We start from the raw sequence: 14,448 nt of genomic DNA, 5'->3' as shown, positions 1-14,448 counted from the left end.
GATTGCAGGCCGGAGCGGGCAGGCGCTCCTGATTTTTATAACATAAATTCAACATTTTTTTAGGTGGTTGGACTGTCTCTTTGATCCAGCTCACGTTACAATGCGCGGGCCCACTTCACCTATCGCGCAAACGATTTTCAGGAGAGAAACGGATGTTGAAACGTGACATGACCATCGCCAATTATGATCCGCAATTGTGGCAGGCCATCACAGACGAAACCCGTCGTCAGGAAGAGCATATCGAGCTGATTGCGTCCGAGAACTACACCAGCCCCCGTGTCATGGAAGCCCAGGGCTCCCAGCTGACCAACAAGTACGCCGAAGGTTACCCCTCCAAGCGTTACTACGGTGGTTGCGAGTATGTGGATGTGGTTGAAACCCTGGCTATCGAGCGCGCCAAAGAGCTGTTCGGTGCCACCTACGCCAACGTGCAGCCGCACTCCGGCTCCCAGGCCAACAGCGCCGTCTACATGGCCCTGCTGCAGCCGGGTGACACCGTGCTGGGCATGAACCTGGCCCACGGCGGTCACCTGACCCACGGCTCTCCGGTCAACTTCTCCGGCAAGCTGTACAACATCATTCCTTACGGTATCGATGAGTCCGGCAAGATCGACTACGACGACATGGAGCGTCAGGCTGTCGAGCACAAGCCGAAGATGATGATCGGTGGCTTCTCCGCCTACTCCGGCATCGTTGACTGGGCCCGCATGCGCGAAATCGCCGACAAGGTCGGTGCCTACCTGTTTGTTGACATGGCTCACGTGGCAGGCCTCATCGCGGCTGGCGTCTACCCGAACCCGGTGCCCCACGCGCACGTGGTCACCTCCACCACCCACAAGACCCTGGCTGGTCCGCGCGGTGGTCTGATCCTCTCCGCCGCTGACGACGAGGAGCTCTACAAGAAGCTCAACTCCGCCGTCTTCCCGGGTGGTCAGGGTGGCCCGCTGATGCACGTCATCGCCGGCAAAGCCGTTGCCTTCAAAGAGGCGCTGGAGCCGGAGTTCAAGACCTATCAGGCTCAGGTCGTGAAAAACGCCAAGGCGATGGCTGCCACCTTCATCGAGCGCGGTTACAAGATCGTCTCCGGCGGTACCGACAACCACCTGATGCTGGTTGATCTGATCGGCCGCGAGCTGACCGGTAAGGATGCTGACGCTGCGCTGGGCAAAGCCAACATCACCGTCAACAAGAACTCCGTGCCCAACGACCCGCGCTCCCCGTTCGTCACCTCCGGTGTGCGGATCGGTACTCCGGCCATCACCCGCCGCGGTTTCAAGGAAGCCGAGTCCATCGAGCTGACCCACTGGATCTGCGACGTACTGGACAACCACGACAACGATGCCGTGCTGGCCACCGTACGCGAGAAGGTGCTGGATATCTGCCGCCGCTTCCCGGTCTATGGCTGATAAGTCAGACCATCCGGTTTGAGACCAATGCCACCCTCGGGTGGCATTGTTTTTTATGGTGTTGGGCAACAGGGGAGGGATGAGATTGAACCGCGAAGAGAAGATGCAGAGCGAAGAGGCATACTCCTGCACAGAGCGGGACAAGGCGCTGGAGGCGCAGCTTCGGCTGGCAATCCGCGCCCAGTATCACTTCCGTGCCAGTGAGCAGGGGCTGCTGGCGTGGGATGTACGGCGGCTGGTACGACTGAGCCGTGATCTGCCGCTGCAGGCCGTGGCATTGAGCGAGATTGCCGAGCTCGATCGCGATCACTGGTATGGCCATGGCAGCGCCAGTCCCACGGTGCGCAGCGTGGTCGAGCACTGCCAGCTCATCATGGCGGCGGATCTCGCCTATCCGATCATTCTCGACCGCGCCGGTCGGGTGATGGATGGCATGCACAGGATCGGCAAGGCATTGCTGCTGGGCCACAGCCATATCGATGCGGTGCGGTTTGTGGTCGATCCCGCTCCCGATTATCAGGATTGTGATCCCGATAGCCTGCCTTATGACGACTGAGCCGCCTCCTTGGCGATAACGACTGGGAAAATCACGTTTTTGCGCTTTTTACCGCGGTTGGATGGCCGTGCTACACTGGCCGACCTAACACCCGCAGCTGTTGGCGGGTGCCCCGTTTTGTTAACGCCGGAGGTCAGATGCATTGCCCTTTCTGTAGTGCCGTTGATACCAAGGTGATCGATTCCCGTCTGGTGGCCGAAGGCCATCAGGTGCGCCGCCGTCGCGAATGCCTGCTCTGTCATGAGCGTTTCACTACTTTCGAGATGGCCGAGCTGGTGATGCCCCGCGTCATCAAGTCCAACGGCTCGCGCGAGCCGTTCAACGAGGACAAGCTGCGGGCCGGTATCCTGCGGGCGCTGGAGAAGCGTCCGGTGAGCATGGAGGCCATCGAAAAGGCGGTCAACCACATCAAGTCACGCCTGCGCGCCACCGGCGAGCGGGAAGTTGCCTCCCAGCTGGTGGGCAATCTGGTGATGGACGAGCTCAAGGGATTGGACAAGGTGGCTTATATCCGCTTTGCCTCCGTCTATCGCAGCTTTGAAGATATCCGCGAGTTTGGTGAAGAGATCGCCAAGCTGGAGAAGTAACGGCTGCGAACCCCTCCCAGATCGGAGGGGGCATGACCGGCCGGTGCCGCCACGCTGGCTGCCGGCTGGCAAGTGGACTGTTACGCCAGTGAAACATCCAGGCTGAGCATTGTTTCGCTGGTGAAAAAATTTGAGGGCGTGCGACCGCAACCTGCGAGTCGGCGCCTGCCGTCATGGCGGGAAATGCCATGGCCGATCTGCCCGATGTTGTTGGCGATAAGCTGGTGAGCGGCAAGAGATAAAAGAACGCAACTCATCAGATTGCTGCACCACGCGGGATACGTTGCTGGAAACAGGAGCCCGGATGTTTAGTCAAGATGATTACCAATGGATGAGTCGGGCCCTCGAGCTGGCCCGCCGCGGCCGTTACACTACGGCCCCCAACCCCTGCGTCGGCGCCGTGCTGGTGAAAGATGGCGTGGTGGTTGGTGAAGGGTGGCATCAGAAGGCGGGCGAGCCCCATGCCGAGGTCTACGCCCTGCGCGCCGCCGGTGACAACGCCCGTGGCGCCACCGCCTATGTGACCCTCGAACCCTGCTCTCACCACGGTCGTACTCCCCCCTGCGCCGAGGCGCTGATCAACGCCGGGGTGGCCCGGGTGGTAGCGGCCATGGTCGATCCCAATCCCCAGGTGGGTGGGCGCGGCCTGCGGATGCTCTCCGAAGCGGGCATCAAGACCGATTTCGGCCTGCTGGCAAGCGAAGCCGAAGCGCTCAACCCGGGCTTTTTCAAGCGGATGCGGACCGCCTTCCCGCGGGTGACCGTCAAGCTGGGGGCCAGTCTCGATGGCCGCACAGCCATGGCGAGCGGCGAGAGCCAGTGGATCACCTCCCCGGATGCGCGCCGTGACGTGCAGCGACTGCGGGCCCGCCACGATGCGGTGCTCTCCAGCGCCGAAACCGTGCTGGCCGATGGCGCCTCCCTGACCGTGCGCTGGGACGAGCTGCCCCCCTCGGTCAAGGCGAGTTATCCCAAAGAGACCCTGCGCCAGCCGCTGCGAGTCATCGTCGATTCGCAAAACCGCCTCACTCCCGACTTGCCGCTGTTCCAGAGCGAGAGCCCGGTGCTGCTGGCCCGTCACAAGGCGTCCGGCGAGTGGCCCGCGTGGGTGCAGCAGCTGGAGCTGCCGCTGCTGGATGGCAAGCTGGATCTGGTCAGCCTCTTCATGCTGCTGGCCAAGCAGAACGTCAACTCGGTGCTGGTTGAGGCGGGGCCGCGGCTGTGCGGCGCTCTGCTGGAAAAAGGGCTGGTGGATGAGCTGGTGCTCTATCAGGCGCCCAAACTGATGGGCGACGAGGGGCGCGGCCTGTTCCATCTGCCCGGCCTGACCCGGCTGTTCCAGGCGCCCAAGCTCGCCATCAAGGATGTGCGCATGGTGGGGCCGGATATTCGCATTACCGCCAAAATAGCCTGATCTTTCAATGTTCAAGGGGGCAGCTGCTGCCCCCGTCATCAGCAAGGTGATCTGCATGTTTACCGGAATTATCGAAGCGGTGGGGACCCTGGCCGAACTGCGTCGTCAGGGGGAGGACATGGCCCTCACCGTGCACGCCCCGGGCCTGGATTTTAGCGACGTCAAGCTGGGCGACTCCATCGCAACCAACGGCGTCTGCCTCACCGTCGTGGCGCTGGGCGACAAGAGCTATACCGCCGATGTGTCGCTGGAAACCCTCTCCCGTACCGGCTTTGCCGCCGCCAGAGTGGGCGATCGGGTCAACCTCGAGAAGGCGCTGATGCCCACCTCCCGTCTCGGCGGCCATCTGGTCTCCGGCCACGTGGACGGGGTAGGGGAGGTGAAAAGCGTCTCCAGCAGCGGCCGCGCCATCGAGTACTGGATCAAGGCGCCGGGCGAGCTCTCCCGCTACATCGCCGAGAAAGGTTCCATTGCGGTGGATGGCATCAGCCTCACCGTCAACGCGGTACAGGGCGACCTGTTCCGCCTGACGATCGTGCCCCACACCGCGCAGGAGACCACCATCGCCAGCTGGAAGCCGAGTCACAAGGTCAACCTCGAGGTCGATCAGATCGCCCGTTATCTGGAGCGATTGATGATGGGCAAGAGTCAGGAGAGCAGCGCCTCCACCCTGACTCTGGACAAGCTGGCCAAGGCCGGTTTTCTCTGATGGTCGGGGTGTTGGCCCCGACCAAAACGATTTTCTGTGATCCCGCTCCGATTGAAATGGGGCCATGCGCCCCAATCTAGAGCAGCATATCTCGCATTCCCGTTGAGCCTGCGGGCTCAATCCCCAAATAGACAGATGGAGTAGCCCATGGCGCTGAGCACAACCCAGGAAATCATTGCCGACATCAAGGCTGGCAAGATGGTGATCCTGATGGATGACGAAGACAGGGAGAACGAAGGGGACCTCATCATGGCCGCCTCCTGTGTCCGTCCGGAGGATATCAACTTCATGGCCCGCTACGGCCGTGGCCTCATCTGCCTGACCCTGACCCGGGATCGCTGCAAGCAATTGGCGCTGCCGCTGATGGTGGATCGCAACAATGCCCAGTTCTCCACCGCCTTCACCGTCTCCATCGAGGCGGCAGAAGGGGTGACCACTGGTATCTCCGCCGCTGATCGCGCAGTGACCGTGCAGGCGGCTGTGGCGGCCAATGCCAAGGCGGCTGATCTGGTGCAGCCGGGCCACATCTTCCCGCTGATGGCGCAGGATGGCGGCGTGCTGACCCGTGCCGGCCACACTGAAGCCGGCTGCGATCTGGCCCGTCTGGCCGGTTTCGAGCCTGCCGCCGTCATCGTCGAGATCCTCAATGAAGATGGCACCATGGCGCGCCGTCCTGACCTGGAGATCTTCGCCGAGGAGCACGGCATCAAGCTCGGCACCATCGCCGACCTTATCGAGTACCGCAACCAGCACGAGACCACGGTCGAGAAGGTGGCCGAGTGCAAGCTGCCCACCGAGTTTGGCGAGTTTGACCTCATCACCTTCCGCGACACCATCGACAATCAGGTGCACTTTGCCCTGAAAAAGGGTGAGGTACAGGCCGATCAGCCGACGCTGGTTCGCGTCCATCTGCACGACGTGCTGAGCGATCTGCTGCTGACCGATCGCCACGCCGCCCGCAGCTGGCCACTGCCCAAGTCCATGGCCCGCATTGCCGACGAGGGCGGCGTGCTGGTGATTTTGGGGGCGGAATCCCATGGCGCCGAGCTGCTGGCCCGGGTCAAGGGTTTTGAAGCCGCCGACAAGGGGCTGGCACCGGAAGGTGCCAAGTGGCAGGGTACTTCGCGTCGGGTTGGTGTTGGCTCCCAGATCCTCAAGGCCCTTGGCGTGAGCAAGATGCGCCTGTTGAGCTCGCCGAAGAAGTACCATGCCCTCGGCGGTTTCGGTCTGGAAGTGGTTGAATACATAGGCGAATAAACGCTACAGCTTCGGCTTGCAGAGGGCGTTATCCGTCCTCGGCAAGCCGTGGCGTATGCCGGCGCATGACCACGTCGGCCCGTTGAATTGGCGATCATGGCCGCTCGTTGCGGCCATGGTTTTTGTCGTGGGTCTGTTGTGCTAGAATGTGCGCACTTTTGACTCCGGCCCTTTTGCTTTCACAGATACAGGATTTCCAATGAAGGTTATCGAAGGAAACATTGCCGCTCCCGAGGCGCGCGTTGCCATTGTCGTTGCCCGTTTCAACAGCTTCATCAACGACAGCCTGGTGAGTGGTGCAGTAGACGTACTGAAGCGTCAAGGTCAAGTGCAGGACAGCAATCTGACTCTGGTGAAAGTACCGGGCGCAGTTGAAATGCCGCTGGTTATCAAGAAGCTGGCCAAGAGCGGTAAATATGACGCCATCGTGGCGGTCGGTACTGTCATCCGTGGCGGCACCTACCACTTCGATCTGGTGGCAAACGAGAACAGCAAAGGCATGGCCCAGGTGATGATGGAGTATGAAATCCCCGTCGCCTTCGGCGTGCTGACTACCGAAAACATTGAACAAGCCATCGAGCGTGCAGGTACCAAGGCGGGTAACAAGGGTGCAGAGGCTGCACTGGCAGCGCTTGAAATGATCAACGTCCTGAAAGAACTGGACGTGTAACGAGGAGAAATGCATTGAAACCGTCTGAGCGCCGTAAAGCCCGTCATTGCGCCACCCAGGCCATCTACCAGTGGCAGATGACCAAGGCCAACGTGGGTGACATCGAAGAGCAGTTCAAGATCGATCAGGACACCAAGGGTGTAGACCTGAACTACTTCCGCGATCTGCTGTTCGGGGTATCGCTCCACTGCAACGAGCTGGACAAGGTCTTCGCACCTTTCCTCTCCCGTCCGCTGGAAGAAGTGGACATGGTGGACAAGGCGATCCTGCGTCTGGCGACCTATGAGCTGACCCGTCGTGATGATGTGCCGCCGCGTGTGGTCATCAACGAAGCGATCGAGCTGGCCAAAGCTTTTGCTGCCGATGACAGCCACAAGTTTGTCAACGGTGTACTGGACAAGGTGATCAAGTCGCTGGACAAGCGCTGATAGCTGCGTTCATCAGCATCTAATAGAGGAGCCAGCTTATCGCTGGCTTTTTACTGTATGGGTGAATTCGAGCTGATTGATAAGTACTTCAAGGTCCCCCACGCCCGCAAGGACGTGGTGATGGGCCCTGGAGACGATTGCGCCCTGCTGACCCTGCCCCCCGACACCCAGCTGGCGGTGAGCACGGATACCCTGGTCAGCGGCGTGCACTTCTTCCCCGACATGGATCCGGTCGATCTCGGCTACAAGGCGCTGGCGGTCAATCTCTCCGATCTTGCCGCCATGGGGGCCGAGCCGCGCTGGGTCTCGCTGGCGCTGACGCTGCCGGCCATCAACGAGAGCTGGGTCGCCGGCTTTGCCGAAGGATTCCTGGAGCTCGCCGAGTACTACAACGTGGCGCTGGTGGGCGGGGACATGACCCGTGGGCCGCTCTCCATCACTGTGTCGGTCAAGGGATCGGTGCCGGCTGGTCGCGCCCTGATGCGCAGCGGTGCCAAAGCCGGTGACGGCATCTATGTGACCGGCACTTTGGGAGATGCCGCCCTGGCGCTCTCCCACCTGCTGGGCAAACGCACCCTCAACGAGAACCAGCTGGCGGCCGTGCTGCCGCGCCTCGACCACCCCCATCCCCGCATTCTGGCCGGACAGGCACTGCGCGGACTGGCGGGCAGCGCGCTGGATCTCTCCGACGGGCTGGCATCGGATCTCGGCCATATCCTCAAGGCGTCCGGTGTGCGGGCCCAGATCGATCTCGATCTGCTGCCGCTCTCGCCGGTGTTGCAGGATGCGGTGAGCGAGCAGGATGCGTGGCAGCTGGCGCTGGCCGGCGGCGATGACTACGAGCTCTGCTTCACCGTGCCGCAGGAGCATCACGGCGCGCTCGATACCGCGCTGGCCCACAGCGGGGTCAAGTTTACCCGTATCGGCCGCATCGTGGCGGGTGAACCGGGTATCGAGTACCTGCGTGGCGAGCTGCCGGTCGAGCTGCAACTGAAAGGGTGGGATCACTTCGCATGAGTCTGTTTACGATAAAGCCCGAGCTGAAACGACTGGATCTGAAGAATCCGCTCCACTTTCTGGCGGTGGGCTTTGGCTCCGGTCTCTCCCCCAAAGCGCCGGGTACCATGGGGACGATCGCCGCCATCCCGCTCTACCTGCTGGTGAGTGGGCTGCCGACCCACTGGTTTATCGCCCTGCTGGTGGTGGGATTCCTGATCGGTATCCGCATCTGCCAGAGCGCCACCGATGCCATCGGCATGCCGGATCACGGCGCCATCGTCTGGGACGAGGTGATCGGGTTTGGCGTCACCATGATAGCGGCGCCGGCCGGTTGGGAGTGGGTACTGGCGGGCTTTCTGCTGTTTCGCCTGTTCGATGTGCTCAAACCCTGGCCCATCTCCTGGTTTGATCGCCGTATCCACGGCGGCCTTGGCATCATGCTGGACGATCTGATTGCCGCTCTGTTCGCCCTCATTTGTATGCAATTACTGGCCGCCTGGCTCGCTTGATTGCCCTCTCCCGGGGAGTGACTGTTACAGCACTCCCCGATTTATATCTGCCTAATTTTCATTCATCGGCATATGCTGCCGTATATCATCCATTTCACATAAATATTCACTACTCATTCGGGGCCTTACCGCGAATGGAGAATAGTGATAAATGCTGCTTGTTGCGTTCTTGTTGAAATTAAAGTAATGCTAGCGGTAGGTATATGGATATGCGGGCCGTTTTTGTGACTATAGTCATCATTTTTCGCTATGGAAATGGTGGTTATCTGCGCAAAACATTGCGGAATTGTATAACTCAATCATTTACACCCGTGGGCAAACCGTCTAATTTACTCGCGGGTTATTCCAAAAAAATGCAAAAAACCCGCCCGGATCGCTGGTTTAACTGCTACACGGATTGAGCATTAATTGCCCTGAGCAGCACCGGCATCTGCGGCCGATTTATGGACGAATTATTTGGGACGGATGTCCCCCGCAGAGGTAAACATGTCCTTGCTCGAAGTAAAGAACTTGCGGATCGAGTATCCCTCCCGCTACGGGGTACTGGCCGCAGTGAAGGATCTCTCTTTCTCCATCGAAAAAGGGGAGATTGTCGGCGTCGTAGGTGAGTCCGGTGCCGGCAAATCCACCATCGGCAACGCCGTCATCGATCTCCTGAGCCCGCCCGGTCGCATCGCCCGTGGCGATATCTACCTCAATGGCGAGCTTATCTCCGGCAAGAGCCAGAACGAGATGCGGGCTATTCGTGGCTCACGCATCGGCTTTATCTTTCAGGATCCGATGACCTCTCTCAACCCGCTGTTCACCGTTGAACACCAGCTGGTCGAGACCATTCTGGCCAACACCGACTTGTCACGCGAAGCCGCCTTTGCCAAGGCGCTGGATCTGATGAAGGCGGTGGGGATCCCGCAGCCTGAGCTGCGCATCAAGCAGTATCCTCATCAGTTCTCCGGTGGTATGCGCCAGCGGGTGGTCATTGCCATCGCCCTCTCCGGCGATCCTGAACTCATCATCGCAGACGAGCCGACCACGGCGTTGGACGTCTCCATCCAGGATCAGATCCTCCAACTCATCCGCACCCTCTGCAAAGAGCGTCAGGTGGGCTGCATGCTGGTGACCCACGACATGGGCGTGGTTTCCAACGTCACCGACAAGGTGGCGGTGATGTATCGCGGCGATCTGGTGGAGTTTGGCCGCACCGAGCAGGTGCTGGGCAGTCCCAATCATCCCTATACCCGCAGCCTCATCTCGGCGGTGCCACGCTCCGACGTGAAGCTGGTGCGCTTCCCGCTGGTCTCCTATATCGAGGATGCCAGCGCGCCGGATACCAATATCGACCTCAAGACCCACTGGCTCGGTCAGAGTCAGGACGAGCGTGCCTATGAAGGGGCGCTGCTGCGGGTGGAGAACGTCGATCTGAAGTTTGTCACCAAGGACTCCATCTTCCCGAGCCGCCGCCAGTATGTGCGTGCCTGCAACAACATCAGCTTCGAGATCTTCGAGGGTGAAACCTTCGGTCTGGTGGGGGAGTCGGGCTCAGGTAAATCGACCATTGCCCGCGCCATCACCGGTCTCTATCCGCCTGATACCGGCAAAATCGTCTTTGAGGGGATCGATCTGACTGCCCTCAAGAGCGAGAGCGAGCGCCGCCCCCTGCGTCGCCAGATGCAGATGGTGTTCCAGAACCCCTATTCATCGATGAACCCGCGCATGAAGGTGCGCGACATCATCGCCGAGCCGATCCGCTTCCATCAGCTGGCGAGCAGCGAGAGCCAGATCGAGGGGATTGTCGGGGATCTGCTGGATCACGTCGGTCTTGGCCGCGGTGCCGGGGTCAAGTATCCCCACGAGTTCTCCGGTGGTCAGCGCCAGCGCATCTCCATTGCCCGTGCGCTGGCGACCCGCCCCCGTTTTCTCATCTGCGACGAGCCGACCTCGGCGCTGGATGTGTCTGTACAGGCCCAGATCCTCAATTTGCTCAAGGATCTGCAGCAGGAGCTCAAGCTCACCATGCTGTTCATCAGCCACGATCTGCCGGTGATCCGCCAGATGTGCGACCGCATCGGGGTGATGCAGCACGGTCATCTGGTGGAAGTGGCCGAGACCGAGAAACTGTTTACCAATGCCGAGCATGAGTACAGCCGCAAGCTGATCTCCCTCATGCCGGAGTTCAAGGGAATGTCCCGCGAGGGGCTGGAAATCGCAAGCTAGGAGAGCGCCGGTGCGCCGGATGGTCGCTCAAACCCGTTGTTCGTTAATAAAAAAGCCAAAAGCATGGAGAAAAAGATGAAGAAAGGATTTTCCAAGATTGCCCTGGCGCTGTTTGCCGCCGGTTTCGCCTTCAGCGTCTCTGCCGCTGATATCAAGGTAGGTGTCGCCTCCGATGCCACCTCGCTGGATCCGCAGGAGCAGCTCTCCGGTCAGACCCTGGAGATGTCGCACCTGGTATTCGATCCCCTGATGCGTTACACCCAGGATCTGAAATTCGAGCCGCGTCTGGCCGAGAAGTATGAGCGTGTTGACGACAAGACCGTCCGCTTCCACCTGCGCAAAGGGGTCAAGTTCCACTCCGGTAACGACTTTACCGCCGATGACGTGGTATGGACTGTCAACCGTCTGAAGTCCTCTGTCGACTTCAAGGCGATCTTCGACCCCATCGTCGAAGTGAAGAAGGTAGATGACTACACCGTCGATCTGATTACCGCGAAGCCCTTCCCGCTGATCCTGCAGACCGTCACCTACATCTTCCCGATGGACTCCAAGTTCTATACCGGCAAGACCGAAGCGGGCAAAGACAAGGCCGAGATCGTCAAGAACGGTGACTCCTACGCCTCTACCCACGTCTCCGGTACTGGCCCGTTCACCGTCAAGTTCCGCGAGCAGGGCGTGAAGCTCGATTATGCCCGCAACCCCAACTACTGGGACAAGGCCTCCAAGGGTAACGTCGAGAACCTGACCGTGGTGCCGATCAAGGAAGACGCGACCCGCGTAGCCGCTCTGCTGGGTGGTGACGTGGACGTGATCTACCCGGTTGCGCCGAACGATCTGGAGCGGGTGAAGAATGGTAAGGACTCCCAGCTGGTCACCCTGTCCGGTACCCGCGCCATCATCATCGAGCTGAACCAGAACACCAACCCGGCGCTGAAAGACAAGCGGGTGCGTCAGGCGATCAACTACGCCATCAACCAGGTGGGTATCGTCGAGAAGATCAACAAGGGCTTCGGTACCCCTGCCGGCCAGCTGAGCCCGAAAGGCTATGCCGGTCACAACGAGGCGCTGGTGCCCCAGTATGATCTGGCCAAAGCCAAGCAGCTGATGAAAGAAGCCGGTCAGGAGAAGGGCTTCAAGATGACCTTCATCGCTCCGGCAGCCCGTTACGTCAACGACGTCAAGATTGCCCAGGCTGTCTCCGCCATGCTGGCCAAGATCAACATCAAGGTGGATCTGAAGACCATGCCGGTGGCCCAGTACTGGCCGGAGTTTGACAAGTGCGCCGCCGACATGCAGATGATTGGCTGGCACTCCGACACTGAAGATACCGCGAACTTCTTCGAGTTCCTGACCTTCACCAAGGATGCCAAGACCGGTATGGGTCAGTACAACTGCGCCGGTTATGCCAACGCAGAGGCTGACAAGCTGGTCGAGCAGGCCAACGCCGAGACAGATCCGGCCAAGCGTGCCGAGATGCTGAAGAAGGTGGAAGCCATGGTGATCGAGGATGCAGCTTATGTGCCGCTGCACTGGGAAGATCTGGCCTACGGCGCGAAGAAGAACGTCGACATCAAGCCGGTGGTCAACGTGATGAACTTCCCTTACTTCGGCGATCTGGTGGTCGGCAAGTAAGCGAACGTCACAAGGAAGGACGGGGCGGAGTGGTCAGCTGGCCACTCCGCCTGCTAACAGAAGCCTGTGCCACGACACAGGCCACGTAGAAGGACAAGCATGTTTACATTCCTGCTGAAACGGTTCTATCAGGCCGTGATAGTGATGTTCGTCATCAGCCTGGTCGCCTTCTCCATCCAGGACAACCTGGGGGATCCGTTGCGCGAGCTGGTGGGACAATCCGTCTCCGAAGCCCAGCGCCACGAATTGCGCGAGAAGATGGGCCTCAACGATCCCTTCCTCGTCAAATACAGCCGCTTTTTGAAAAATGCGGTGCACGGGGATCTGGGTACTTCCTACTTTTTCAAGCGACCGGCTCTTGAGGTGATCCTCGACAAGCTGGTAGCTACCCTTGAGCTGGTCTTTGCCGCCGCGCTCATCATCGTCGTGGTCTCCATTCCACTTGGTGTCTATTCGGCGATCCGGCCGCGCAGCATTCCCACCAAGATCATCATGGCGGGGAGCAGTATCGGCATTTCGATCCCGGTGTTCCTGACCGCCATCATGCTGATGTATCTCTTCTCCATCCAGCTGGGCTGGCTGCCGGCCTATGGTCGCGGCGAGACCCGCAACCTGCTGGGTTGGGAGTCGGGATTCTTCACCTGGGACGGTATCAAACACCTGATCCTGCCGGCGGTGTCGCTCTCTTCCATCATGCTGCCGCTGTTTATCCGGCTGGTGCGCTCCGAAATGCTGGAGCAGCTCTCCTCCGAGTACGTCAAGTTCGCTCGTGCCAAGGGGTTGGACAACAACAAGGTCTACTACCAGCACGCCCTGAAGAACACCATGCTGCCGGTCATTACCGTCGGTGGTGTGCAGATCGGCACCATGGTGGCCTACACCATCCTGACCGAGAGCGTGTTCCAGTGGCCGGGGACCGGTTTCCTGTTCCTCGAGGCGATCCACCGGGTCGATACCCCGCTGATCACCGCCTACGTCATCTTCGTGGGCTTGATCTTCGTGGTGACCAATACTCTGGTCGACCTGCTCTACGGGTTGATCAACCCGACCGTTAACCTGACTGCCAAGGGGTAAGCATGAGTAACGCTGTAACTGCAAGCCCAAGCCGTTGGGCACGTTTCAAGAACTCCGACATCGTCTACTACTTCCTGCGGGACAAGGTAGCCATGTTCAGCTTTGCGGTGTTCGTGGTGTTCGTGGTGGCTGCCTTGCTGGCCCCCTGGATCGCCCCGCACAACGTCTATGACCAGACCAGCTTCGACCTGATGGATGCCGAACTGCCTCCTTCATGGCTGGATGGCGGCGAAGAGCGCTTCTGGCTCGGCACCGACAACCAGGGGCGGGATATCTGGAGCACCATCCTCTATGGTGCCCGTATCTCCCTCACCATCGGTCTGTTTGCGGTGGGGCTGCAGCTGGTGCTGGGGATCGTCATCGGTTTGATCGCCGGCTACTTTGGCGGTCGTATCGATAACCTCTTGATGCGCTTTGCCGACGTGCAGCTGTCGTTCTCCACCATGATGGTGGCGATCATCATCTCCGCCATCTTTCAGGCGACCTTTGGCTCCGAGTTCTACTCGCGCTTTGCCATCGTGATGCTGGTGGTGATCATCGGGATCGCCGAGTGGCCGCAGTACGCCCGTACCGTGCGCGCCTCGGTGCTGGCGGAGAAGAAGAAGGAGTATGTGGAGGCGGCCAAGGTGATGGGGTTCCGCGCTCCGCGCATCATGTTCCGCCACATTTTGCCCAACTGCCTGTCGCCCATTCTGGTTATCTCCACCGTGCAGGTGGCCAACGCCATCATGAGTGAGGCGGCACTCTCCTTCCTCGGTCTGGGGATGCCGGTTGATCAGCCCTCGCTCGGTTCGCTTATCAGCGTCGGCTTCAACTACATCTTCTCCGGCTCCTGGTGGATCACCGCTTTCCCGGGTATCTGTCTGGTGGTGCTGGTGCTGGTCATCAACCTGCTGGGTGACTGGTTGCGGGATGTGTTTAACCCCAAGATCTACAAAGGTTGATAACCTGAGCAAGAACTTACTGCGAGGCCGTGATCAAGGCTCATGTGCTGCT

The 14,448-nt window shown here is 60.0% G+C and carries 14 protein-coding genes; all 14 read left to right on the top strand.

Annotation, left to right across the window (positions count from 1 at the left end; translation table 11 throughout):
* Positions 1 to 152 precede the first annotated feature (152 nt).
* Entirely contained in the window at positions 153 to 1,406 is a 1,254-nt protein-coding gene (gene glyA, locus BS300_RS09635) for a serine hydroxymethyltransferase (RefSeq protein ID WP_040068624.1), read from the top strand.
* Positions 1,407 to 1,509: 103 nt separating this feature from the next.
* Positions 1,510 to 1,962, top strand: coding sequence for a hypothetical protein (locus tag BS300_RS09630; protein ID WP_192849742.1), 453 nt, complete (start codon positions 1,510 to 1,512; stop codon positions 1,960 to 1,962).
* 137 nt (positions 1,963 to 2,099) lie between these two features.
* Positions 2,100 to 2,549 carry a transcriptional regulator NrdR gene (nrdR, locus tag BS300_RS09625; protein ID WP_033114135.1) on the top strand — a complete coding sequence of 150 codons (450 nt, stop codon included), beginning with the start codon at positions 2,100 to 2,102 and terminating at the stop codon, positions 2,547 to 2,549.
* Positions 2,550 to 2,853: 304 nt separating this feature from the next.
* Positions 2,854 to 3,963: a bifunctional diaminohydroxyphosphoribosylaminopyrimidine deaminase/5-amino-6-(5-phosphoribosylamino)uracil reductase RibD gene (gene ribD / locus BS300_RS09620; protein WP_033114136.1), complete on the top strand. Its 1,110-nt coding sequence runs from the start codon at positions 2,854 to 2,856 to the stop codon at positions 3,961 to 3,963.
* 55 nt (positions 3,964 to 4,018) lie between these two features.
* Positions 4,019 to 4,672 (top strand): riboflavin synthase, encoded by a 654-nt coding sequence (locus BS300_RS09615; RefSeq protein WP_083593458.1) that lies wholly within the window; start codon positions 4,019 to 4,021, stop codon positions 4,670 to 4,672.
* A gap of 147 nt (positions 4,673 to 4,819) precedes the next feature.
* Complete coding sequence (gene ribBA / locus BS300_RS09610) at positions 4,820 to 5,929, top strand: bifunctional 3,4-dihydroxy-2-butanone-4-phosphate synthase/GTP cyclohydrolase II (RefSeq protein ID WP_005349508.1); 1,110 nt, start codon at positions 4,820 to 4,822, stop codon at positions 5,927 to 5,929.
* A 199-nt stretch (positions 5,930 to 6,128) separates the two neighbouring features.
* Complete coding sequence (gene ribE, locus BS300_RS09605; protein WP_033114139.1) at positions 6,129 to 6,599, top strand: 6,7-dimethyl-8-ribityllumazine synthase; 471 nt, start codon at positions 6,129 to 6,131, stop codon at positions 6,597 to 6,599.
* A gap of 14 nt (positions 6,600 to 6,613) precedes the next feature.
* Positions 6,614 to 7,027: a transcription antitermination factor NusB gene (nusB, locus tag BS300_RS09600; RefSeq protein ID WP_033114140.1), complete on the top strand. Its 414-nt coding sequence runs from the start codon at positions 6,614 to 6,616 to the stop codon at positions 7,025 to 7,027.
* 57 nt (positions 7,028 to 7,084) lie between these two features.
* Entirely contained in the window at positions 7,085 to 8,044 is a 960-nt protein-coding gene (gene thiL, locus BS300_RS09595) for a thiamine-phosphate kinase (protein ID WP_071912376.1), read from the top strand.
* On the top strand, positions 8,041 to 8,535 hold the full coding sequence (locus BS300_RS09590; protein WP_071912375.1) for a phosphatidylglycerophosphatase A: 495 nt from the start codon (positions 8,041 to 8,043) through the stop codon (positions 8,533 to 8,535). The genes thiL and BS300_RS09590 overlap by 4 nt, the downstream gene beginning before the upstream one ends.
* A gap of 486 nt (positions 8,536 to 9,021) precedes the next feature.
* A complete protein-coding gene (locus BS300_RS09585; RefSeq protein ID WP_071912374.1) occupies positions 9,022 to 10,746 on the top strand; it encodes an ABC transporter ATP-binding protein in 1,725 nt (574 codons plus the stop codon).
* A gap of 75 nt (positions 10,747 to 10,821) precedes the next feature.
* Positions 10,822 to 12,378: an ABC transporter substrate-binding protein gene (locus tag BS300_RS09580; protein ID WP_042032165.1), complete on the top strand. Its 1,557-nt coding sequence runs from the start codon at positions 10,822 to 10,824 to the stop codon at positions 12,376 to 12,378.
* Between the two features lie 99 nt (positions 12,379 to 12,477).
* On the top strand, positions 12,478 to 13,452 hold the full coding sequence (locus BS300_RS09575) for an ABC transporter permease (RefSeq protein ID WP_041207966.1): 975 nt from the start codon (positions 12,478 to 12,480) through the stop codon (positions 13,450 to 13,452).
* A 2-nt stretch (positions 13,453 to 13,454) separates the two neighbouring features.
* Positions 13,455 to 14,396, top strand: a complete 942-nt coding sequence (locus BS300_RS09570; protein ID WP_033114145.1) for an ABC transporter permease — start codon at positions 13,455 to 13,457, stop codon at positions 14,394 to 14,396.
* The last annotated feature ends 52 nt before the right edge of the window (positions 14,397 to 14,448 follow it).

The organism is Aeromonas sp. SCS5, from assembly GCF_001887375.1.
Classification (GTDB): Bacteria; Pseudomonadota; Gammaproteobacteria; order Enterobacterales; family Aeromonadaceae; genus Aeromonas; species Aeromonas jandaei.
This window is presented reverse-complemented; position numbering and strand designations above follow the sequence as displayed.